Origin of the sequence: Xanthomonas sp. DAR33341 (genome assembly GCF_003992815.1) — a bacterium.
Classification (GTDB): domain Bacteria; phylum Pseudomonadota; class Gammaproteobacteria; order Xanthomonadales; family Xanthomonadaceae; genus Xanthomonas; species Xanthomonas cissicola.
Genome location: NZ_QEYV01000015.1, coordinates 94,581 through 117,459 on the forward strand (window position 1 = coordinate 94,581; position 22,879 = coordinate 117,459).

Annotated in this window: 16 protein-coding genes and 1 pseudogene; 13 read left to right on the forward strand and 4 right to left on the reverse strand. The window is 65.1% G+C overall.

The annotated features are described in order from the left end of the window. Nucleotides 1-4 precede the first annotated feature (4 nt). From greA to recJ, 3 genes are read left to right on the forward strand one after another with little or no spacing between them, the layout of a single operon-like run. The gene (gene greA / locus EO156_RS03940; protein WP_003486289.1) at nt 5-469 is read left to right on the forward strand and encodes a transcription elongation factor GreA; all 465 of its coding nucleotides are present in this window, start codon (nt 5-7) and stop codon (nt 467-469) included. A 16-nt stretch (nt 470-485) separates the two neighbouring features. Continuing rightward, complete coding sequence (locus EO156_RS03945; protein WP_005915426.1) at nt 486-1,406, forward strand: hypothetical protein; 921 nt, start codon at nt 486-488, stop codon at nt 1,404-1,406. Next, nucleotides 1,403-3,142 (forward strand): single-stranded-DNA-specific exonuclease RecJ, encoded by a 1,740-nt coding sequence (gene recJ, locus EO156_RS03950; protein WP_016851216.1) that lies wholly within the window; start codon nt 1,403-1,405, stop codon nt 3,140-3,142. Before EO156_RS03945 ends, recJ begins: the two co-directional genes overlap by 4 nt. 325 nt (nt 3,143-3,467) lie before the next feature. Here recJ and EO156_RS03955 read toward each other — a convergent pair whose 3' ends face one another. After that, nucleotides 3,468-4,682: an acyltransferase family protein gene (locus EO156_RS03955; protein WP_016851217.1), complete on the reverse strand. Its 1,215-nt coding sequence runs from the start codon at nt 4,680-4,682 to the stop codon at nt 3,468-3,470. A gap of 159 nt (nt 4,683-4,841) precedes the next feature. Between EO156_RS03955 and EO156_RS03960 the strand changes: the two genes are divergently transcribed. From EO156_RS03960 to EO156_RS03985, 6 genes and pseudogenes are all read left to right on the forward strand, one after another. Beyond that, nucleotides 4,842-5,789 carry a LytTR family DNA-binding domain-containing protein gene (locus EO156_RS03960; protein WP_026007247.1) on the forward strand — a complete coding sequence of 316 codons (948 nt, stop codon included), beginning with the start codon at nt 4,842-4,844 and terminating at the stop codon, nt 5,787-5,789. 244 nt (nt 5,790-6,033) lie between these two features. Then, nucleotides 6,034-7,159 (forward strand): peptide chain release factor 2 gene (prfB, locus tag EO156_RS03965; protein WP_103791175.1). Its coding sequence is split into 2 segments (ribosomal slippage): nt 6,034-6,108 and nt 6,110-7,159, totalling 1,125 coding nucleotides; the frame shifts between segments, so codons are not numbered across the junction. Nucleotides 7,160-7,363: 204 nt separating this feature from the next. Further along, a complete protein-coding gene (gene lysS, locus EO156_RS03970) occupies nt 7,364-8,881 on the forward strand; it encodes a lysine--tRNA ligase (protein WP_003486300.1) in 1,518 nt (505 codons plus the stop codon). Between the two features lie 141 nt (nt 8,882-9,022). Beyond that, entirely contained in the window at nt 9,023-10,159 is a 1,137-nt protein-coding gene (locus tag EO156_RS03975) for a two-component system response regulator (RefSeq protein ID WP_016851220.1), read from the forward strand. Between the two features lies 1 nt (nt 10,160). After that, a pseudogene (locus EO156_RS03980) lies at nt 10,161-10,787 on the forward strand (RpfH protein). Between the two features lie 7 nt (nt 10,788-10,794). Continuing rightward, on the forward strand, nt 10,795-12,975 hold the full coding sequence (locus EO156_RS03985; RefSeq protein WP_016851221.1) for an ATP-binding protein: 2,181 nt from the start codon (nt 10,795-10,797) through the stop codon (nt 12,973-12,975). A 12-nt stretch (nt 12,976-12,987) separates the two neighbouring features. Here EO156_RS03985 and EO156_RS03990 read toward each other — a convergent pair whose 3' ends face one another. Further along, nucleotides 12,988-13,857, reverse strand: coding sequence for a crotonase/enoyl-CoA hydratase family protein (locus EO156_RS03990; protein WP_003486308.1), 870 nt, complete (start codon nt 13,855-13,857; stop codon nt 12,988-12,990). A 175-nt stretch (nt 13,858-14,032) separates the two neighbouring features. Beyond that, nucleotides 14,033-15,715 (reverse strand): long-chain fatty acid--CoA ligase, encoded by a 1,683-nt coding sequence (locus tag EO156_RS03995; RefSeq protein ID WP_003486310.1) that lies wholly within the window; start codon nt 15,713-15,715, stop codon nt 14,033-14,035. Between the two features lie 97 nt (nt 15,716-15,812). On the opposite strand from EO156_RS03995, the gene EO156_RS04000 reads away from it, so the two are divergent. After that, on the forward strand, nt 15,813-16,262 hold the full coding sequence (locus EO156_RS04000) for a hypothetical protein (protein WP_003486311.1): 450 nt from the start codon (nt 15,813-15,815) through the stop codon (nt 16,260-16,262). Nucleotides 16,263-16,647: 385 nt separating this feature from the next. Here EO156_RS04000 and acnA read toward each other — a convergent pair whose 3' ends face one another. Beyond that, nucleotides 16,648-19,416: an aconitate hydratase AcnA gene (gene acnA / locus EO156_RS04005; RefSeq protein ID WP_016851222.1), complete on the reverse strand. Its 2,769-nt coding sequence runs from the start codon at nt 19,414-19,416 to the stop codon at nt 16,648-16,650. Between the two features lie 147 nt (nt 19,417-19,563). Between acnA and EO156_RS04010 the strand changes: the two genes are divergently transcribed. Genes EO156_RS04010 through EO156_RS04020 form a run of 3 tightly spaced genes read left to right on the forward strand, consistent with a single transcriptional unit; the run spans nt 19,564 to nt 22,862 of the window. Next, the gene (locus tag EO156_RS04010; protein ID WP_016851223.1) at nt 19,564-19,812 is read left to right on the forward strand and encodes an AbrB/MazE/SpoVT family DNA-binding domain-containing protein; all 249 of its coding nucleotides are present in this window, start codon (nt 19,564-19,566) and stop codon (nt 19,810-19,812) included. After that, nucleotides 19,809-20,219 (forward strand): type II toxin-antitoxin system VapC family toxin, encoded by a 411-nt coding sequence (locus EO156_RS04015; RefSeq protein ID WP_003486318.1) that lies wholly within the window; start codon nt 19,809-19,811, stop codon nt 20,217-20,219. Before EO156_RS04010 ends, EO156_RS04015 begins: the two co-directional genes overlap by 4 nt. 51 nt (nt 20,220-20,270) lie before the next feature. After that, a complete protein-coding gene (locus tag EO156_RS04020) occupies nt 20,271-22,862 on the forward strand; it encodes a bifunctional aconitate hydratase 2/2-methylisocitrate dehydratase (protein WP_016851224.1) in 2,592 nt (863 codons plus the stop codon). Nucleotides 22,863-22,879: the final 17 nt, after the last annotated feature.

The window sequence follows — 22,879 nt, forward strand, 5'->3', positions numbered from 1 at the left end:
ACCCATGACATCGAAGGGCGCGCAGCGCCTGCGCGAAGAGCTGGAACACCTGAAGTCGGTCAAGCGCCCGGAGGTGATCAATGCGATCGCCGAAGCGCGTGCGCATGGCGATCTGAAGGAAAACGCCGAATACCATGCGGCGCGCGAGCAACAGAGCTTTATCGAAGGCCGCATCAAGCAGCTGGAAAGCGAGCTGTCGCATGCCGAAATCATCGACATCACCAAGTTGTCGGCCGGCACCAAGATCGTGTTCGGCGCCACGGTGACGCTGGCCGATACCGAGACCGACGAAGAGAAGCGCTACCAGATCGTTGGCGATCTGGAAGCGGACATCAAGATGGGCTTGATCGCGATCTCCTCGCCGTTGGCGCGTGCGCTGATCGGCAAGCTGGAAGGCGATTCGGTCACCATCGATGCGCCGGCCGGCCAGCGCGAGTACGAAGTCGTCAGCGTCGCCTACCTGGACTGACCGGCATCACTGCGCGATGACCACCGCCACATTGCTGCTGCCGGAAAAACGCCGCCTGCCCGGAACCCTGGGCGATACGGCAGTGGCGCGTGCGCTTGCGCGCGCCGACGGGCACACCGCCGACGCCGGCGAAGTGGCGCAATTGCAGCGCCATTTCAGTCTGACTCCGGCGCACTGGCCGGTGGCCGCGTTGACGCGCCAGCTGGATGCCGGCGATGCCGCCGGCGCCACCTGGGTGCGTGCGGATCCGGCCTATGTGGTGCCGGATATGCAGGGCGCGCGGTTGATGGGCTACGGCGAGGCGCTCGGTCCCACCGCCGACGATCTGGCGGTGCTCTTGCCCATCCTCAAGCCGATGTTCGGCGATGCTGGTTTTCTGCTGGACGCGCCCACGCCATCGCGTTGGTATCTGCGCCTGTCGCCGGATGCGAAATTGCCGGACTTCGCGCCGCCCGATATCGCCATTGGCGACGACTTGTTCGAGCACCTGCCGGCCGGCGACAGCGGCCGCCGTTGGCGGGCCTTGCTGACCGAGGCGCAGGTGCTGCTGCATCAACATCCGTGGAATGAAGGCCGCATCGCCAGCGGCAAGCCGGCCATCAATTCGCTGTGGTTCTGGGGCGGCGGCGTCCTGCCGCACGCGGTGAGTTCGCCGCATCGCCAGGTGCGCAGCCGCGAATCGCTGCTGCGCGCGCTGGCGCTGGCGGCAGGTGCCGACGCGCAGGGCGAACAACGCGTCGATGCGCTGGTGGATCTGCGTCATCTGCGTTCGCTGCAGCAGTTCAGCGACGATGCGGTGGCGCCGCTGTTGGCGGCGATGGCGCGCGGCGAACTGGATCGGTTGGTATTGGACTTTCAGGACGGCGAAAGCGTGTCGCTCACGCACGCCCAGCGCTGGCGTTTCTGGCGCAAGCCGCGGGTACAGCTGGCGCAATGACCTCGAGTCCGCGGATCGTCCGGCGCCCCTCCGGGCAGGCCGGCAGTTGGCCCGATACCATGTTGCCGCTGCTGCGCCGCATCTATGCAGCGCGCGGTGTCACCGATGCGCAAGGCGCGCAGCCGCGACTGGGCCAGCTGTTGTCGCCGGAATTGCTGCACAACAGCGGCGTGGCCGCCGAGCTACTGGCCGACGCGATCGCGCAGCAACGGCGCATTCTGGTGGTGGGCGATTTCGACTGCGATGGCGCCACCGCCTGTGCCGTCGGTGTGCGCGGCCTGCGCATGCTCGGTGCGCTGGATGTGCACCACGCCGTGCCCAATCGCATGGTGCATGGCTATGGCTTGTCGCCTGCGTTGGTCGACGAACTGGCGGGGTTGCAGCCGGATGTGCTGGTCACCGTCGATCACGGCATCGCCTGTCACGCTGGCGTCGCCGCAGCCAAAGCGCGCGGCTGGACGGTGCTGGTCACCGATCACCATCTGCCGGGCGAGGTGCTGCCGCCGGCCGATGCGATCGTCGACCCGAATCTGGCCGAAGACACCTTCCCCAGCAAGACCCTGGCCGGGGTCGGGGTGATCTTTTACGTGTTGTTGGCATTGCGACAGGTGTTGCGCGCACGCGGCGCCTTCGCCCAGCGTGCCGAGCCTGACCTGTCGGTGCTGCTGGATCTGGTCGCAGTCGGCACCGTTGCCGATTTGGTACCGCTGGACACCAACAACCGCGCGCTGGTGTCGGCTGGATTGCGCCGCCTGCGCGAGGGCAAGGGCTGCATCGGGTTGCGTGCCTTGATCGATGCCAGCGGCCGCGATGTGGCGCGGCTGAGCGCCAGCGATATCGGGTTTGCGCTCGGGCCACGCCTCAATGCCGCCGGGCGGCTCGAGGACATGGCGCTGGGTATCGAACTGTTGCTCAGCGAAGACTGGAGCCAGGCCCGCGAGATTGCCGGCACGCTGGAAGAGATCAACGCCGAACGCCGCGCAGTGCAGCAGTTGATGACCGATGATGCCGAGCACGCCGTCACCAAGGTGGTGCTGGATGGCGATGGTGCATTGCCGATCGCCGCATGCCTGTTCGATGCCGAATGGCACCCGGGCGTGATCGGTCTGGTGGCCTCCAAACTCAAGGACCGCCTGCACCGTCCGGTGATCGCGCTGGCACCGGCCGAGCCGGGCAGCAGCCAGTTGCGGGGTTCGGCGCGTTCGATTCCCGGCCTGCATATCCGCGATGTGCTGGCGGCGGTGGACGCGCGGCATCCCGGATTGATCCAGAAGTTCGGCGGCCATGCGATGGCGGCCGGGTTGAGTATCGACCATGCGGCATTGGCCACGTTCGAGCAGGCCTTCCAGGCGCAGGTGACGGCGATGGTGGATGCCTCGCTGCTGCATGCCCAATTGCATAGCGACGGCGAACTGGCCGCGCACGAACTCGATCACCTGCACGCCGAAGCGCTGCGCGTGGCCGGTCCATGGGGGCAGGGCTTTCCCGAGCCGCTGTTCGATGGTCAGTTCGAGGTGCTGCAGCACCGCGTGCTCAAGGAACGCCATCTCAAGTTGACACTGCGGTGCCCCGGACGCGCGGAACCGCTCAATGCCATCCACTTCAACGGTTGGCGTGGCAGCGATCCCGCGCGCTTGGTGCGGCTGGCCTATCGGTTGGTCGCCGACGACTATCGCGGCGGCACGGCAGTGCAGTTGATCGTGGAGCATTGCGAGCCGGTGACCGTCACTGGCTGATCTGCGTCTTGGCGCCCCAAGGTTTGCGACAGTCGCACTTGTCGTCATCTCGATGGACATCAGTTGGTGGGCTGCTGAAAGCGCTCGCTTGGCCCAAGTTGAGGGCAGATCAGGCATCGGCCCGATCGCCTCAAGCGCGCCTGATGCCGACCACAGGATCGGCGAAGCTGCAATCGGGCGAGCAGTACGGCGGCGCGCACAGGGCGGGGCACATGGTGGTTTCGAACGCATCCCGACACGCAGCTTGGATTGCGCCAGATGGCGCGTCCAAAGATGGCCCACCCAATGAATCGCACGTTGCAAGCAGCGTGCGTCCGCAAGATTGTTACGACGCAGCTGCCGTAACACCGACCTGGCGGTTCACCGCCTGCGTGCGTCCACGCAATCCAAACAACGGCCGCAGCCAACCCACCCGGCGGATCACGTACTCATGCAGTGCCAGGCAGCCGACCACGGTTGCGGCGATCACCAGCGCCGGTTCCAGCCAGGCATTCAGATGTAGCGGGGCCAGCCAGTACAGTGCCACGATGATCAGGCTCTGATGCAGGATGTACCAGGGAAACACCGCTTCGGTGCAATACGGCAGCCAGCGGTACGGTCGGTTCAAGCGGTGCCTGGCCCAGCCAAGAAGCGTCAGCAGCGCGAGCCAGGTATAGGCGGAACGCGCGATGCGTTCGATGCGGTCCCACGGCAGGCTTGCCAGCAGCGCGTCGAGTTGTGCGGGAGGCAGGTGCCTGCCGACGTAGCGGATCGATAGTTCGGTGCCGATCGCCAGCAGGGCGCAGCCCAGGGTGGGCCAGCGCAGTTGCACGGTCCAGGCCCAGAAGCGTTGGTTGCGTGCCAGCAGATAGCCCAAGAGAAAGAGCGGGAACGATTCGGCATGCACGAACCAGTCGCCAACCAACGCATGGGTCGGCGGATGCCGCGGCATCACCCACATCACGCAGAACGCCTCCCACAGGATTGGCAACACCAGCAGGGCCGGCACCACCACGGCGGCGGGAAGCGGTGGTAAGGCCGGCAGCCGCACCAGCCTGGCCAGCGACACCAGCGCCATCAACGCCACGGTGTAGGGCAGCAGGTAGGCCAGGTACCACAGGTGATTCCAGGTGATGCCGTGTTCCCAACCATCGAAACTGCCGGCCGGCCACGGGCGCACCTGCCAGTAGCGCAGCAGGAAGCTGCCGAACCCGGTGGCGACCTTGCCGTTGCTCACGCCCTGGCAGTAGGCCTGCACCGCCACCACCACGAACATGCCGAACAGCAAGGGCGGCAGCAACCGCCCGCAGCGACGCAACGCGAAGCGCCAGGGCGCGGCTTGCGGCTGCGACAACCCGATCGCAATGCCGGAGATCATGAACAACAACGGCATTCGCCACCGGTTGAGCACGATCATCGGCCACTGCAACCACTCGGCCGTGTGCACGCTCTTGAGGTGGAACCCCCAGTCGGCCACATAGGCCATGCCCACGTGGTAGAGGATCAGCAGGGCGAAGGCGAAAACGCGCAAGGCATCGATATCGTGGCGGCGCTCGGTCATGGTCGGTGGCTGGTGAAGGAGTGGCTGCATCCTGCCCGCGGCCCCGCTCCAGCAGTGGTGTCAGGGGCGGAAAGCCCGGCCCGCGGTGACCAGTTGTGCCCACCCAGGGACGAATAGGGCCGGCAGGGATGGCGGTTTCGCCTTGTAGCGCAGGCCTCTATGATCGGCAGCTGCCAACTGCGGACGTGTGCAATGCAATCGATCGGGGCGCGCCCGCCAATCATCCACGACAGTGCCGGCCGCGCTGCGACACGCTGGGCGGTGGTGATCTGGTCGCTGGTGTTCTATGTGAGCGCGCTGGGCAACGTCTGGACCGCCTGGCTTGCCGCGCGCCGCGATGGCCAGCCCATCGTGGTGTGGCAGGTGCTGAGCTGGGAGCTGAGCAGCGCCACCGCAGCGCTGCTGCTGTTGCCGGCGGTGGTGTGGCTCTGCGCACGCTGGCCGTTGCATGCCGATGTCTGGGTGCGACGCCTGCCGGCGTATGTGATGGCTGCACTGGGCTGGTGGCTGCTGCATGTCGCCGGCATGGTGGTGCTGCGCATGCTGGTCTATGCCCTGGCCGGTGCACACTACGACTTCGGCGGCTGGCTGCAGTGGGTCTACGAGCTGTCCAAGGACCTGCGCACCTTTGCACTGCTGGTGGCGGTGCAGCACGCACTGGCCTGGTACGCACGGCGTCGTCAGGGCGAGGCGCACCTGCTCGCCGCACCTGACGAAGGCCCGCCAGTGGAGCCGCTGGATCGCCCGGAGCGTTTTCTGGTGCGCAAGCTGGGACGCGATTTCCTGGTCGCGACCGCCGATATCGAGTGGATCCAGGCCTCGGGCAACTACGTCAACCTGCACGTGCGCGGTCACGATTACCCGTTGCGCAGCACCATGGCGGCGATCGAGGCGAAGCTGGACCCGGCCGTGTTCGTGCGCATCCACCGCAGCTATCTGGTCAATCTGGGGCAGGTGCAGGCGATCGAGCCGTCCTATTCCGGCGACGCACGCGTGCATCTGCGCGATGCCAGCGTGCTGCCGTGCAGTCGCAGCCACCTGGCCGGTTTGCGTACCCATGCCGGGCGGGGCGCCGCTGCGCCGAGATCCGACGCACTGGTGGCATAACCCCCGCTGGGTGCCTGGGGTGACCAGCCTCTGGTCCCAAATTCGTCCCTGGCCCAGGCGCCGCAAGGTCGCAACTGCTGCGACACCGACACGCCATGGTGGCCACCAGCCGAGCCTGCGGTCGCGCGGCAGCCAGGAGCCTGGGGTGTCGCAGGTGTCCCAGCACGCGCGGCCGCAGTTCCATCGCGTTCCGCCGCCGCCGCCCGCTTGCTAAACTAGCCCGCTTGTTTGCCGGAAGTCCGTCATGATCGAAACCAATCCGATCCGCCAGCGCATCACCGATCTCAACGATCGCGTGCTCTCGCTCAGGGGGTATCTTTGACTACGACGCCAAGAAAGAGCGTCTAGAGGAAGTCAGCCGGGAGCTCGAGAGTCCGGATGTGTGGAACGACGGCGAACGCGCGCAGGCCCTGGGCCGCGAGCGTTCGATGCTGGAAAAGACCGTGATCGGCATTGCCGATGTGCTGTCGGGCCTGGCCGATGCGGGCGACCTGCTGGAGCTGGCCGAGAGCGAACAGGACGAAGACACTGCGGTGGCGGTGATCGCCGATCTGGACAACTACCAGGCGCATGTCGAAAAGCTGGAATTCCAGCGCATGTTCTCCGGCCAGATGGACAGCGCCAACGCGTTCGTCGACATCCAGGCTGGCGCCGGCGGCACCGAGGCGCAGGACTGGGCCGAAATCCTGCTGCGCATGTATCTGCGCTGGGCCGAGTCGCGCGGCTGGAAAACCGAGTTGATGGAAGTCTCCGGTGGCGAAGTGGCGGGCATCAAGTCGGCCACCGTGCGCATCGAGGGCGAATACGCCTACGGCTGGCTGAAGACCGAGATCGGCGTGCATCGGCTGGTGCGCAAATCGCCGTTCGACTCGGACAACCGCCGGCATACCAGCTTCACCTCGGTGTTCGTGTCGCCGGAAGTGGACGACAACATCGAGATCGACATCAATCCGGCCGACCTGCGTACCGACGTGTATCGCTCGTCCGGTGCCGGTGGTCAGCACGTCAACAAGACCGAATCGGCGGTGCGTATCACGCACATCCCGACCAATACCGTGGTCGCCTGCCAGACCGGCCGCAGCCAGCACCAGAACCGCGACAACGCGATGAAAATGCTGGCCGCCAAGTTGTACGAGCTGGAAGTGCAAAAGCGCAACGCCGAGAAGGATGCCTTGGAAGCGACCAAGTCCGACATCGGCTGGGGCAGCCAGATCCGCAATTACGTGCTCGACCAGAGCCGCATCAAGGATCTACGCACCGGCATCGAGCGCAGCGATACGCAGAAGGTGCTGGACGGCGACCTGGACGAATTCGTCGAGGCCAGCCTGAAGGCCGGTCTGGCGGCGGGCTCCAAACGCCTGGATGCCTGACCGCCGCGCCAGGTGACCGTCGCGACGGCATCCTGGCGCATCGCCGCAGTGCCTGTGACGCAGCGGTGGTCATGCGCTGCGGCTTTAGGGTAACCCGATAACCGCCTGCCTCCGTCACATCCTCGTTCTAATAAGCGTGCCGGCACCGCCGGTTCCTCATTCCCCACCGGGCACCCGCCCGACCCACAGCAGACCGATCCCGCCATGACCGAGCAGACCCCCGCGCCGCAGCCCCCCGCCGACGAGAACAGCCTCATCGCCGAGCGCCGCGCGAAACTGGGCGCGTTGCGCGGGCAGGGCATCGCCTACCCGAACGACTTCGTGCGCGAACACTTCGCCGGCGATCTGCAGGCAGAATTCGCCGACGCCGACACCTGGACCCCGGAAGCGCTGGAAGCCAGCGGGCGTACGGTCAGGATGGCCGGTCGCCTGATGGCCAAGCGGGTGATGGGCAAGGCCAGCTTTGCGCAGATCCAGGACGAATCCGGGCGTGTGCAGCTGTTCCTGCAGGGCAATGTGCTCGGCGATGCCTATACCGCGTTCAAGGGCTGGGATGTGGGCGACATCGTGGCGGTGGAGGGAGGGCTCACCCGCACCAAGACCGGCGAGCTGTCGGTCAAGGCCAGCGCGCTGCGCCTGCTGACCAAGTCGCTGCGCCCGTTGCCGGACAAGTGGCATGGCCTGTCGGATGTTGAGCAGCGTTACCGCCAGCGTTATGTCGACCTGATCGTGACACCGGAAGCGCGCGAGGTCTTCATCAAGCGATCCAAGATCATCCGCGCCATGCGCGCCTGGCTGGACGCGCGCCGCTTCCTGGAAGTGGAAACGCCGATGATGCATTACATTCCCGGCGGCGCCACGGCCAAGCCATTCACTACCCACCACAATGCGCTGGACCTGGACTTGTACCTGCGCGTCGCCCCAGAGCTGTATCTGAAGCGTCTGGTGGTCGGTGGCCTGGAGCGCGTCTACGAGATCAACCGCAATTTCCGCAACGAAGGCGTGTCGACCCGGCACAACCCCGAGTTCACCATGCTCGAGCTCTACGAGGCTTATGCCACGTACCACCAGATCATGGACCTGACCGAGCAGGTGATCCGCGACACCGCGCAGTCGGTGTTGGGCACCACGCAGGTGAGCTGGGATGGTGCCGACATCGATTTGGCGCCGGCTTTCCGGCGCTGGCGCATGGATGAGGCCGTTCGTCACCATAATCCGGAGATCAGCGCGGCCGACTGCACCGACCGCGAGGCGCTGCTGCGCCATTGCGAGCGGCTCAAGATCCGCGTGAAGCCGTCTTATGGCTGGGGCAAGCTGCTGCTGGAGATTTTCGAGGCGACCGTGGAGCACACCCTGGTGCAGCCGACCTTCATCACCGACCACCCGGTCGAAGTGTCGCCGCTGGCGCGTTCCAGCGACACCGAGCCGGGTTACACCGACCGCTTCGAGCTGTTCATCAACGGTAAGGAGCTGGCCAACGGCTTTTCCGAGCTCAACGACCCCGAAGACCAGGCCGCACGTTTCCAGGCGCAGGTGCAGGCCAAGGACGGCGGCGACGACGAAGCGATGCATTTCGATGCCGATTACATCCGTGCCTTGGAGTACGGCATGGCGCCGACCGGCGGCCTGGGCATCGGTATCGATCGTCTGGTGATGCTGCTGACCGGCAGCACCTCGATCCGCGATGTCCTGCTGTTCCCGTACATGCGTCCGGAAGCCTGATTTTTTTGTGCCGGCGGTGTGCCGACGGCACAGATACTGCATATGCTAGGGCGGAGCCCCGAACAGCGTATCGTTTGGGGATAGTCGGCACAGGGGCCGGCGTCATCGCTTTTCCGTTCTCGAGATAGAGGAGCAACGGCTATGCAGGATGTTTTAGGGGGTCCGGGCGGCGCATTGTCGACGGATACATGGGGAAGCTGGGCGGAAAAGGCGGATCTGGGATTGAACATCGTCATTGTCGATGACCAGATGTCCGCTCGGACGATGCTGCGCCATGTCATCGAGGACATGGCGCCGGAGCTCAAGGTCTACGACTTCGGCGATCCGCTCGACGCCTTGGCCTGGTGCGAAGCCGGGCGCGTGGACCTGTTGCTGCTGGACTACCGCATGCCGGGCATGGACGGTCTGGAATTCGCACGTCGGCTGCGCCGGCTGCCCAGCCACCGTGATATTCCGATCATCCTGATCACCATCGTGGGCGACGAACCGATTCGTCAGGCGGCGCTGGAAGCCGGCGTGATCGACTTCCTGGTCAAGCCGATCCGTCCGCGCGAGTTGCGGGCGCGGTGTTCCAACCTGCTGCAGCTGCGCCAGCAGAGCGAAAGCGTCAAGCAACGCGCGTTGTCGCTGGAGCAGCGCCTGCTGGCCAGCATGAACGAGGTCGAAGAGCGCGAGCGCGAAACCTTGTCGCGGCTTGCGCGCGCGATCGAGTATCGCGATTCGGGCACCAGCGCGTTCCTGGAACGCATGTCGCACGTGGCCGGCCTGATCGCCGAGCAACTGGGGCTGTCGGAAGAAGAGGTGCGCATCATCGAGATGGCTGCACCGTTGCACGACATGGGCAAGATCGCCATTCCCGATTCGGTGCTGCTCAAGCCCGGCAAGCTCACCGACGACGAGATGAGCGTGATGCGGCGCCATCCGCGCATCGGCTACGAGCTGCTCAGCGGCAGCCAGAACCGTTTCATCCAGGTCGGCGCCTTGATCGCGCTGCGTCACCACGAACGTTATGACGGCACCGGTTATCCGGATGGCCTGGTCGGCGAGGCGATTCCGCTGGAAGCGCGCATCGTGGCGGTGGCCGACGTGTTCGATGCGCTGCTGTCGCCACGCCCGTACAAGGAAGCCTGGACCATGGACGCCGCGCTGGCCTATCTGTATGCCCAACGTGGGCGTCTGTTCGACCCGCGCTGCGTGGATGCGCTGTTGCGTGGCCGTGCGCAGTTGGACCAGATCTGTGGCGAGTTCTCCACCGCATCGGCGCGACCCGGGGTGTGAGGTGAGGGCGGCGCTTGCCCAGCTGCGTCGGCGACTCGCACGGCGCTCCGACAGCGAGCACGGTCAGGCGTTGGTGCGCGTTGATGCTCTGGCTGATCCTGGCCTATACGCTGGTCTGCGCCCCGCATCGACAACCGAGCGATGGCCTCTGCAGCGATTGCTGCGCCCGATCGCGATCGGGAACGGCGGGGCACTGCTGCTGTTTGCGTGGATCGTTGCGAGGCCGCGTCCCTCGCATCTGCGCCGGACGCTCGCCATGCTGTCGGACGATGGCCTGCTCAGCCTGGCGATGACCTGGTTCGCCGCGCCGATGGTCTGCTTCTACGCCGTGGTGATGTGGGTCACGCGCGGCAATGTTTTGCGCTTTGGCAGGCATGCGCTGCACACGGCGATGGCCACGGCTGTCCTTAGTTTCGGGGCGACGCTCGCCAACAGCCCGTATGGGCAACAGCGGATCGAGTTCGGAATCGCCCTGCTGGCGGCGCTGGTGGTCATTCCCCTGTCGTTGCTGTGGCCGATGCACGATGGTGCCGATGCCGCTGCGCGTATCGCCGCGTATGCCCATGGCGCCGATGCTGCAGGACCGCGCAGCGCACTTTCATCCTCATCGAAGCGACCGCAGGTCTGAGGCGTCTATGAAGTCTCCATTGCCATGGTTGAAGCGGCGTCTTTCGGGGCGGGCGGATTCGGAACACGCGCAGAATCTGATCCGCATCATCATCACCACGCTTTTCATTTCCTACCTGGGTTGGCGCTACCACCACACCCACGGCGACACGTTGATGGCCACTTGGTTGATCCTGGTCGGCGAGCTGGTGGTGTCGCTGGGGCTGATGGTGGCGATCCTGCTGCGGCCGCAGGTGTCGCATACGCGGCGCCTGATCGGCATGGTGCTCGACTACACCTGCACCGGCGCGATCATGGCAATCCAGGGCGAACCGGCGTCGCCGCTGTATGCGGTCTGCATGTGGGTGACCATCGGCAATGGCTTGCGCTATGGCAGTCCCTATCTGCGTGCCGCCACGGCGATGGCCAGCCTGAGTTTTCTCAGCGCCATCCTGATTTCGCCTTACTGGAAGGCCAACCCCTATCTGAGCTGGGGCTTGTTGCTGGGTTTGATCGCGGTGCCGCTGTACTTCGATTCGTTGTTGCGTGCGATGACGCGCGCAGTACGCGAGGCGCGGCATGCCAACCAGGCCAAGAGCCGCTTCCTGGCCAATATGAGTCACGAATTCCGCACCCCGTTGAATGGGTTGTCGGGCATGACAGAAGTGCTGGCCACCACGCGTCTGGATGCAGAGCAGAAGGAATGCCTGAATACCATCCAGGCTTCGGCGCGCAGCCTGCTGTCGCTGGTGGAAGAAGTGCTCGATATTTCTGCGATCGAGGCGGGCAAGATCCGTATCGATCGCCGCGACTTCTCGCTGCGCGAGATGATCGGCTCGGTCAACATGATTCTGCAGCCGCAGGCCAAGACGCGCGGACTGGATTACGGCACCGAGGTCGCCACCGACGTGCCGGATCTGCTCAAGGGCGACACCGGCCATCTGCGCCAGGTGTTGCTCAACCTGCTGGGCAATGCGGTCAAGTTCACCGAACACGGGCATGTGCTGCTGCGGGTCGCGCGGCTCTCCGGCAATGGTGCCGACACGGTGCGGCTGCGTTTCGATGTCGAGGACAGCGGCATCGGCGTGCCGATGGACATGCGTTCCCGTCTGTTCGAGGCGTTCGAGCAGGCGGACGTGGGTTTGTCGCGCCGCTATGAAGGCACCGGCCTGGGCACCACGATCGCCAAGGGCCTGGTCGAGGCCATGGGCGGCGCGATTGGCTTTGCGCCCAATCCATCCGGCGGCAGCGTGTTCTGGTTCGAGTTGCCGCTGGAGATCGGCGTATTGGACGCGGCGACGCCGGATCGCTCGCCGGTCGGGGCGCTACTGGAGACTCCCGACGAGCTGGAAGCCTCCAACGTCATCGCCTTTTCCAACCCGTTCCTGCGTCATCGCGCGCGCGTGCGCAGCATGCGCATGCTGGTGGCCGACGACCATGAAGCCAATCGCATGGTGTTGCAGCGATTGCTGGAGAAGGCAGGGCATAAGGTGACGTGCGTCAACGGCGCCGAGCAGGTGCTGGACGTGATGGCCGACGAAGATTTCGATGCGGTGATCGTGGATCTGCACATGCCGGGCATGAGCGGCCTGGACATGCTCAAGCAGTTGCGCGTGATGCAGGCCAGCGGCATACGCTACACCCCGGTGGTGGTGCTCAGTGCCGACGTCACGCCAGAAGCGATCCGCGCTTGCGAACAAGCTGGCGCACGCGCGTTCCTGGCCAAGCCCGTCGTGGCCGCCAAGCTGCTCGATACGCTGGCCGAACTTGCCGTCAGCACACGTGCACTGGCAACGCCGGCGCCGGTGGTGCAGGCATCGACCAGTTTCGAGGGCGTGCTCGATGCCAGCGTGCTGGACGAACTCGCTGCGCTGGGCATGGGCGAAGAATTCGAACGGCAGTTCGTCCGGCAATGTCTGGATGATGCGCACAACTGCGTGGGCGCGATCGAGCGCGATGGTACGCGCTCGGATTGGGAACAACTGCGCGAAAGCGCCCACGCGTTGCGCGGCGTTGCCAGCAATCTGGGGCTGGCCCAGCTGGCCGGCAGCGGCGGTGAGCTGATGCGCATGGCCGATTGGCAGCTGCAGGCCGAATGGCGACAGCGGCTGTCGGCGTTGCGCGAACAGCTGCAGACCGGAAAGGACGCACTCGCCGCGCGCGTACAAGGCGCCAACGACGACGAGCGCTCCCCCCGGAGTAGCGAATAGCCCGCCGACGCATCAGCCGGCGTCGAGCCCTGAGCGGCGCGATTGCGCGCGGACCAGACGGTCCATGGTGCGCAATGACTTTTCGCCCAACTGCATTGCCGTATCGACCCAGATTTCGGTGATGCGCATCATTTCCTCCAGCGGTACCGCCGTGGTCATTTCGCGCACTTGCTGCATCGCCGCCCAGGCATGCGGTGTGCGCTTGCTTTCGCGGATCACTTGTTCGACGGCCGCCACGCCCTGACCGCGCGGCACGACGCGATCGACCAGGCCCATGCCGAGCAACTCTTCGGCGGAGTACAGATTGCCTTCGAGCATGATTTTTTGCGCCAGTTGCGCACTGACGCGCTGGCACATGAAAGAGTAGGCGCCCATCCCCGGGAACAGGTCGAACAGCACCTCGGGCAATCCCATCATCACGCCTTCCTCGGCGACGATGGTGTGGCAACTCAATGCTGCTTCGAAACCGCCGCCGAGCGCGTTGCCCTGCACCAGGGCGATGCTGTGCGCGCGTGCGCCGAGGCCGACATGGAATGCGTGCACACCGCGTACACAGCGTTGGGCGTAATCAAGCAGTCGAGCACGGTCGCCTTCGCGAATGAGTTGGCAGAACAACGCCAGATCGCCGCCCAGGTTGAACACGTCGCTGTCGGATGCCAGCACCACGTGCGGAGCCAGCACGCCGGCGTTGTTCAGTCGTTGACCAAGGTTGCTCTGGTAGCCGGTGATGTCGTCGACCAGGCGCGTCGAAAAGCAGGCACGCCCCGGGTTGACGGCGAGGTCGGCATGCATATGGATCCAGTACACGTCACGCTGCGGTTCTTCAACGATGCGTAGGGTCGAGCCGATGTTGGTGCGAATGAAGGGTTGAACTGCAGACATGGTGGTTCTCCGTGATGACCGTCCGGCCGGCCGCCTTTCGGACGGAGATGAGGTTGAACGCGTGAGCGTGCGCCGACATCGGATTCTATGCGTGCAAAAGCGAACGCCCGCAAGGCCTTGCGGCGTTGCGGGCGTCAAAGAAGGCTGAACGCCTTCGGCTGCGGCATAAGCGGTATTACGCCTTCGGCGCGTCCCGTAGCTCGCGGCGCAGGATCTTGCCGACATTGGTCTTGGGCAATTCCTTGCGGAATTCGATCACGCGCGGCTGCTTGTAGCCGGTGAGGTTGGCGCGGCAGTGCGCCTTCACAGCGTCGGCGGTCAGGGCCGGGTCCTTCTTCACGATGACCGCCTTGACGATCTCACCTGACTTGTCATCCGGCACGCCGACGGCTGCCACTTCCAGCACGCCGGGCATTTCGGCGATCACGTCCTCGATCTCGTTGGGGTACACGTTGAAACCGGATACCAGAATCATGTCCTTCTTGCGATCGACGATGTAGACGAAGCCCTGTGCGTCCATGCGCGCGATGTCGCCGGTATGCAGCCAGCCTTCGGCGTCCATGACCTTGGCGGTTTCATCGGGCTTCTTCCAGTAGCCCTTCATGACCTGCGGGCCCCTGATGCACAGCTCGCCGATCTCGCCCAACGGCAGTTCCGCGCCGGCGTCGTCCTTGATGCAGGCATCGGTGGACGGAATCGGCAGGCCGATCGAACCGTTGTAGTCCTTCAGATCCATCGGGTTGATGCATGCGGCCGGCGAGGTTTCGGTCAGGCCGTAGGCTTCGACCAAGGTCAGGCCGGTGACTTTCTTCCAGCGCTCGGCGACCGAGCGCTGGACGGCCATGCCGCCGCCAAGGGTCATCTTGAGCGAGGAGAAATCCACCTGATCGAATCCGGGCGTATTGAGCAGCCCATTGAACAGCGTGTTGACGCCGGTGAACGCGGTGAAGCGGGTCTTTTTCAGCTCCTTGACGAAACCTGGCATGTCGCGCGGGTTGCTGATCAGGTGATTGCAGCCGCCGATCTTCATGAACACCAGGCCGTTCGCAGTCAATGCGAAGATGTGGTACAGCGGCAGCGCGGTGATCACCACTTCGTTGCCTTCTTCCAGCTTGCCGGTGCCCGCCAGCCACTGGTGCGCCTGCTGCATGTTGGCGACGAGATTGCGGTGGGTCAGCATGGCGCCCTTGGCCACGCCGGTGGTGCCGCCGGTGTACTGCAGGAAGGCGATGTCGTCGGGTTCGATCTGCAGCGTCGGCACGCGGTGCTTGCGGCCCAGCGCCAGCGCCTCGCGGAAGCGAATCGCGCCGTTGATGCGGTAATCGGGCACCAGCTTCTTGACGTACTTGACCACGAAGTTGAGCAGCGCCGCCTTCGGGAAGCCCAGCATGTCGCCCAGGCCGGTGGTGATGACTTGCCTGACCGGCGTGTCGGCGATGACCTGCTGCACGGTGGTGCCGAAGTTGTCGATGACCACCAGCACGCTGGCGCCGGAGTCGATCAACTGATGCTTGAGTTCGCGGGGGGTGTACAGCGGATTGACGTTGACCACGGTCAGGCCGGCACGCAGCACGCCGAAGGTCGCGATGGGGTATTGCAGGCAGTTGGGCATCATCAGGGCGACGCGGTCGCCTTTCTTCAACTGCAACTCGCCAAGCAGATAAGCGGCGAAGTGCTCGACCAGCTGATCCGCCTCGCGGTAGGTGATGGTCTTGCCGAAGCTGTGGTACGCAGGCCGGTCGGCGAAGCGTTTCACGGAGGTGGCAAACACCTCGGCCACCGTGCGGAACTGCTCAAGATCGATTTCGGCGGCAACGCCGGCCGGATAACTTTGCAACCAAGGACGTGCCTGATTCATCTGCCCCCCTCCAGGGTGTTCTCGACGTGCCGCAGTGTGTTCCACGGCGCTACAACAGCTGGCAGCATACCGTCATGCATGGAAAAGGCGAAGCGTGATGCAGAGCAGCATTCAAGGGCAGTGGCGCGTGGTGTGGGTGGGGTTTTGCATGCTGGTCTTGCTCGGCTGCACACGTGCTGCGCCGGAACAACGTCTGCGCGCGACGCTGGAGCAGATGCATCAGGCAATCGAAGCACGCGAGATCGGCGATGCGATGGCGCCGGTGGCGGAGGATTTTGTTGGCGAAAACGGATTGGACGCCGATGGGTTACGGCGCTTGATGCGAGTGCAGATGCTGGGCAACCAACAGATCGGCGTGACCATGGGGCCGGTCGACGTGGCGCTCGCCGGTGATACCGCCACGGTGCGCTTCACGGCGTTGTTGACGGGCGGCAGCGGGCGCTGGGTGCCCGATCAGGCGCAGACCTACCAGGTCACCACCGGTTGGCGATGGCAGGGCAGCGACTGGCAGCTGTATCACGCGCAATGGGTGCCGGCAGCGCACTGAACGCGCCGACGCAGCGGGGGCGCGGCTGGCCGTGTGGTACGGCCGACCCCTGGTGCCGGTGCATGGGCGGGGCGCGTGGGGCATTCGGTCCAGGCGCGGGTCGCCCGGTAATGCCGGCGCGTGGCGCTGAGCTCAGAGGTGGCTCATCCGGCTGGCCGCCGTTAGCTGGGTCATCCAAGGGTGTCGCCGCCATCTTCTCGGCCAAGCATTTCGGCGGTGATCGATGTCCGTGGTGCCGGCGATGGCATAGGGCAACACCAACGGCGGGGAGGCCATGCGCGCGTTGCTTACCGCGGCGTGATCGCCGGTTTCACAAGGCCTGAAACGCCGCTCCCGCCGAGCGGCGGGAGTGCGTTGCATCGTTGGAGCGCGATACGCGTTGTGGTCAGGCGGCCTTGCGTGCCGCTAGCTGACGCAGCACATACTGCAGCAGGCCGCCGTGCTTGAAGTACTCCACCTCCTTGGGTGTCAGCAGCAGCACCTTGACCTGGAACTGTTTGACGCTGCCATCGGGCTTTTTCGCATTGACGGTGGCACGGCGGCTGGCGCCGTCCTGCAGGCCGGTGATGTCCAGCACTTCCGAACCATCCAGGCCGAGCGTCTGGGCGTTTTCGTTTTCCAGGAACTGCAGCGGCAGCACGCCCATGCCCACCAGGTTGGAGCGATGGATGCGCTCGAAGCTTTCGGCGATCACGGCCTTGACCCCGAGCAGGTTGGTGCCCTTGGCCGCCCAGTCGCGTGAGGACCCGGTGCCGTATTCCTTGCCCGCCAGCACCACCAGCGGCACGCCATCGGCCTTGTACTTCATCGCGGCATCGTAGATGGCCAGCTTTTCCGGCTGGCCGCCGTTGGCTGGGTAATACAGCGTGTTGCCGCCTTCTTCGCCGCCGAACATCAGGTTCTTGATGCGGATGTTGGCGAAGGTACCGCGCACCATCACATCGTCATTGCCGCGCCGGCTGCCGTAGCTATTGAAGTCGGCCGGTTGCACGCCGCGCTCCTGCAGGAAGCGGCCCGCCGGCGAATCCTTCTTGATGTTGCCGGCCGGGGAGATGTGATCGGTGGTGATCGAGTCGCCGAACAGGCCCATGATGCGCGCACCGTGCACGTCCTCGACATGGCCGACCTGCATGGTCATGCCGTCGAAGTAGGGCGGGTTCTTGATGTAGGTCGAGGCCGCGTCCCATTCGTACAGCGCACCATCCGGGGAGGCGATGGTGTTCCAGCGGCTGTCGCCCTTGAACACGTCGGCGTAGTTCTGCTTGAACATTTCCGGGCCGACGGTGGCGGCGATGGTGTCGCCGATTTCCTTGTTGCTCGGCCAGATGTCGCGCAGATACACCGGCTGCCCGTCGCTACCGGTGCCCAGCGGATCGGTGGTGAGGTTGATGTCGGTGGTACCGGCGATCGCATACGCCACCACCAGCGGCGGCGAGGCGAGGTAGTTCATCTTCACTTCGGGATGCACGCGGCCTTCGAAGTTGCGGTTGCCCGACAACACCGAAGACACCACCAGGTCGTCCTTGGCGATCGCCGCAGACACATCGTCCGGCAGCGGGCCGGAGTTGCCGATGCAGGTGGTGCAGCCGTAGCCGACCACGTAGAAACCAAGCTTTTCCAGGTCGGCGAGCACGCCGGCCTTTTCAAGATAGTCGGTGACCACGCGCGAACCCGGTCCGAGCGAGGTCTTGACCCACGGCTGCGCCGTCAGTCCCTTGGCTGCGGCATTGCGCGCGAGCAGCCCGGCGCCCAGCATCACAGCCGGGTTGGAGGTGTTGGTGCAGGAGGTGATCGCGGCGATGACCACCGAGCCATCGCGCAGCTGCCAACCGGCACCGCTGGCGCTGGCGCTTTCTGCCTGCGACGCCTTCGCACCGACGGCGGTGCCGCCGCCACCTTCGTTCTTGAGGCGGTCTTCCTGCTTGAGATCGGCCAGCTTCTTGCTGCGCGCGTCGGCGAACGGCTTGAGGCTTTCGCGGTAGTTGGACTGCATGTCTTCCAGCAGCACGCGGTCCTGCGGGCGCTTGGGGCCGGCCAGCGATGGCTTGACCTGGCCCATGTCCAGTTCCAGCGTGGCGCTGTACCGGGCGGGTGGGGTGGCGGCGTCGTGCCACAGGCCCTGCGCCTTGGCATAGGCCTCGACCAACGCAATCTGCTCCTCGCTGCGGCCGGACAGGCGCAGATAGGTCAGCGACTCCTCGTCGACCGGGAAGATGCCGCAGGTGGCGCCGTATTCGGGCGCCATGTTGCCGATGGTGGCGCGGTCGGCCAGCGGCAGGTGCTGCAGGCCGTCGCCATAGAACTCGACGAACTTGCCCACCACGCCGAGCTTGCGCAGCATCTGGGTGACCGTCAGCACCAGGTCGGTGGCAGTGGCGCCCTCGGGCAACTTGCCAGTGAGCTTGAAGCCCACGACCTGCGGAATCAGCATCGAGGAGGGCTGCCCCAGCATGGCCGCTTCGGCCTCGATGCCGCCCACGCCCCAGCCCAGCACGCCGATGCCATTGATCATGGTGGTGTGGCTGTCGGTACCGAACACGGTGTCGGGGTAGGCGACCAAGGTGCCGTCCTTGTCGGCGCTCATCACCACGCGCGCCAGGTTTTCCAGGTTCACCTGGTGAACGATGCCGGTGTTGGGCGGCACCACCTTGAAGTTCTCGAACGCCTTCTGGCCCCAGCGCAGGAAGCCGTAGCGTTCCTGGTTACGCTGGAATTCGATCTTGCCGTTGAGGTCGAGCGCGTCCGGCTTGCCGAATACATCCACCTGTACCGAGTGGTCGATGACCAGTTCGGAGGGAATCTGCGGGTTGATCTGGTCGGCATTGCCGCCGAGCTTGACCACCGCATCGCGCATTGCGGCCAGGTCGACCACGCAGGGCACGCCGGTGAAATCCTGCAGCACCACGCGCGCCGGCATGAAGGCGATTTCGGTATCGGGCTCGGCGCTAGGGTCCCACTTGGCAACCGCTTCGATATGGTCCTTGCCAACGGTCACGCCGCCGTCTTCATGGCGTAGCAGGTTCTCCAGCAGGATCTTCATCGAATAGGGCAGGTGGCCGATATCGAAGCGTTCGCCCAGCTTCGGCAGGCTGTAGTACGCGTAGCGCTTGCCGTGGACCTCAAGCGAGGTGCGGGTGGAAAAGGAATCGCTCATGCATCACTCCTATGGCATCGAAGGCTTTAGGTAGGCGCTCATTCTGAGCGATTCAGTGTGTACGTACGGTGTGTCCAGACAGATCTGCGAACTTGAGTAGGACGGCGTAAGTACGTATCATGCATGCATACTTTCTGGAGCATGCTCATGGAAGCCACCGTTGCCGAACGCGGACAGATCACGCTGCCAAAGGCCGTGCGCGATGCGCTGGGCCTGACCAAGGGCACCACGTTGAAGATCGAGCTCGACGGCGGGCGCATCATCCTGCGCAAGGACGTCAGCGAGGCGCTGCGCAAGGTGCGCGGCAAGTTCAAGCTGGTCGACGGCCTGACCAGCACCGACGAGGCGATGCGCGTGATCCGTGGCCGCGCCCCCGGAGACCCGTTCGACCCATGATCGCCCTGGATTCCTCGGTCCTGCTGGACATCCTGATCGGCGACCCGGTCTATGGCGAAGTGTCGGAGATCTGCATCGGCGACGCCCTGGCGCGCGACGAAGTGGTGGTCTGCGACGCGGTGGTGGCCGAGGTGCTGGCCATGCTCGACACCCAGGTCGACCTGATGGAAACCCTGGCCTCGATCGGCGTGCGCTACGAAGCCACCCAGGAAGCGGCGGCAGTGCGCGCCGGCCATATGAACAAGCGCTTTCGCGCGCGCGGCGGCAAGCGCGAGCGGGTGGTGGCCGACTTTCTGATCGGCGCCCACGCGATGCTCCAGTGCGACGGGTTGATCACCCGCGACGAGGGCTTCTTCCGCGATTACTTCAAGGGTTTGAAGATCGTCGTTCCCAAACCCGCCCCCTGATCCACGTTTTGCGCTTTACCACCTTCACCGCTGCTTTTTTGGAGAACCCGCATGTTGGAAGCCTATCGCCACCACGTTGCAGAGCGCGCCGCGCTCGGTATCCCGCCGTTGCCGCTGACCGCGCAGCAGACCGCCGAGGTCATCGAGCTGCTCAAGGCGCCGCCTGCCGGTGAAGAGGAGTTCCTGGTCGAACTGCTCAGCCAGCGCGTGCCCGCCGGCGTCGACGACGCTGCCAAGGTCAAGGCCTCGTACCTGGCCGCGGTGGCCTTCGGCACCGAGACCACCGCGCTGATCAGCCCCACGCGCGCCACCGAACTGCTCGGCACCATGCTGGGTGGCTACAACATCCAGCCGCTGATCGACCTGCTGGACAACGCCGAGCTGGGCGCCACCGCCGCCGAAGCGCTCAAGCACACCTTGCTGGTGTTCGATGCGTTTCACGACGTGCAGGAAAAGGCGCAAGCCGGTAATACGCATGCCAAGGCCGTGCTGCAGAGCTGGGCCGAGGCCGAGTGGTTCACCAGCAAGCCGGAAGTGCCGCAGAGCCTGACCATCACCGTGTTCAAGGTGCCGGGCGAGACCAATACCGACGACCTGTCGCCGGCGCCGGACGCCACCACCCGCCCGGACATCCCGTTGCACGCGCTGGCGATGCTGAAGAACAAGCGCGACGGCGCCGCGTTCGAGCCGGAGGAAGACGGCAAGCGCGGCCCGATCCAGGCGATCGCCGAGCTCAAGGACAAGGGCCATCTGGTCGCCTACGTGGGCGATGTGGTCGGGACCGGTTCCTCGCGCAAGTCGGCGACCAACTCGGTGCTGTGGTGGACCGGCGAAGACATTCCGTACATCCCGAACAAGCGCTTCGGCGGCGTGTGCCTGGGCAGCAAGATCGCCCCGATCTTCTACAACACCATGGAAGATGCCGGCGCCTTGCCGATCGAGCTGGACGTGTCGCAGATGGAGCATGGCGATGTGGTCGAGCTGCGTCCGTACGACGGCAAGGCGCTGAAGAACGGGCAGGTGATCGCCGAGTTCGCGATGAAGTCGGACGTGCTGTTCGACGAAGTGCGCGCCGGTGGCCGCATCCCGTTGATCGTCGGCCGCGGCCTCACCGCCAAGGCGCGCGAGTTCCTCGGCCTGCCGGCCTCGGACCTGTTCCGGCTGCCGATGGACCCGCCGGACACCGGCAAGGGTTTCTCGCTGGCGCAGAAGATGGTCGGCCGCGCCTGCGGCCTGCCGGAAGGCCAGGGCATGCGCCCGGGCACCTATTGCGAACCGAAGATGACTTCGGTGGGCTCGCAGGACACCACCGGGCCGATGACCCGCGACGAGCTGAAGGACCTGGCCTGCCTGGGCTTCTCCGCCGACCTGGTGATGCAGTCGTTCTGCCACACCGCCGCGTACCCGAAGCCGGTGGACGTCAAGACCCACCACACGCTGCCGGAGTTCATCTCCACCCGCGGCGGCGTGTCGCTGCGTCCGGGCGATGGCGTGATCCACAGCTGGCTCAACCGCATGCTGCTGCCAGACACTGTCGGCACCGGCGGCGACTCGCATACCCGCTTCCCGATCGGCATCTCGTTCCCGGCCGGCTCCGGCCTGGTGGCGTTCGCAGCGGCCACCGGCGTGATGCCGCTGGACATGCCCGAGAGCGTGCTGGTGCGGTTCAAGGGGCAGATGCAGCCGGGCGTGACCCTGCGCGACCTGGTCAACGCGATCCCGCTGTACGCGATCAAGCAGGGCTTGCTGACCGTGGCCAAGCAGGGCAAGAAGAACATCTTCTCCGGCCGCATCCTGGAAATCGAAGGCTTGCCGAACCTGAAGGTGGAGCAGGCGTTCGAGCTGTCCGATGCCTCGGCCGAGCGTTCGGCGGCCGGTTGCACCGTGCACCTGGACAAGGCGCCGATCATCGAATACCTGACCAGCAACATCACCCTGCTGCGCTGGATGATTGCCGAAGGCTATGCCGATGCGCGCACCCTGGGCCGCCGCATCAAGAAGATGGAAGAGTGGCTGGCCGATCCGCAGCTGCTGCAGCCCGATGCCGACGCCGAGTACGCTGCGGTCATCGAGATCGACCTGGCCGATATCCATGAGCCGATCGTGGCGTGCCCGAACGACCCGGACGACGTCAAGACGCTGTCGGACGTGGCCGGTGCGGCCATCGACGAAGTGTTCATTGGTTCGTGCATGACCAACATCGGCCACTTCCGCGCAGCGGCCAAGCTGCTGGAAGGCAAGCGCGACATCCCGACCCGGTTGTGGGTGGCACCGCCGACCAAGATGGATGCCTCCGAGCTGACCAAGGAAGGCCACTACGGCACCTTCGGCGCGGCCGGGGCGCGTATGGAAATGCCGGGCTGCTCGCTGTGCATGGGCAACCAGGCGCAGGCGCGCGAGGGCGCCACGGTGTTCTCCACTTCCACGCGTAACTTCCCGAACCGTCTGGGCCGCAACACCAATGTGTACCTGGGCTCGGCGGAACTGGCGGCAATTTGTTCGCGCCTGGGCCGCATTCCGACCAAGGACGAGTACATGGCCGATGTGGGCGTGATCAAGACCAGTGGCGAGCAGATCTATCGCTACATGAACTTCGATCAGATCCAGGAGTATCAGAACGTGGCGGAGACCGTCGCCGCCTGATTCATCCAGCAGGTTGG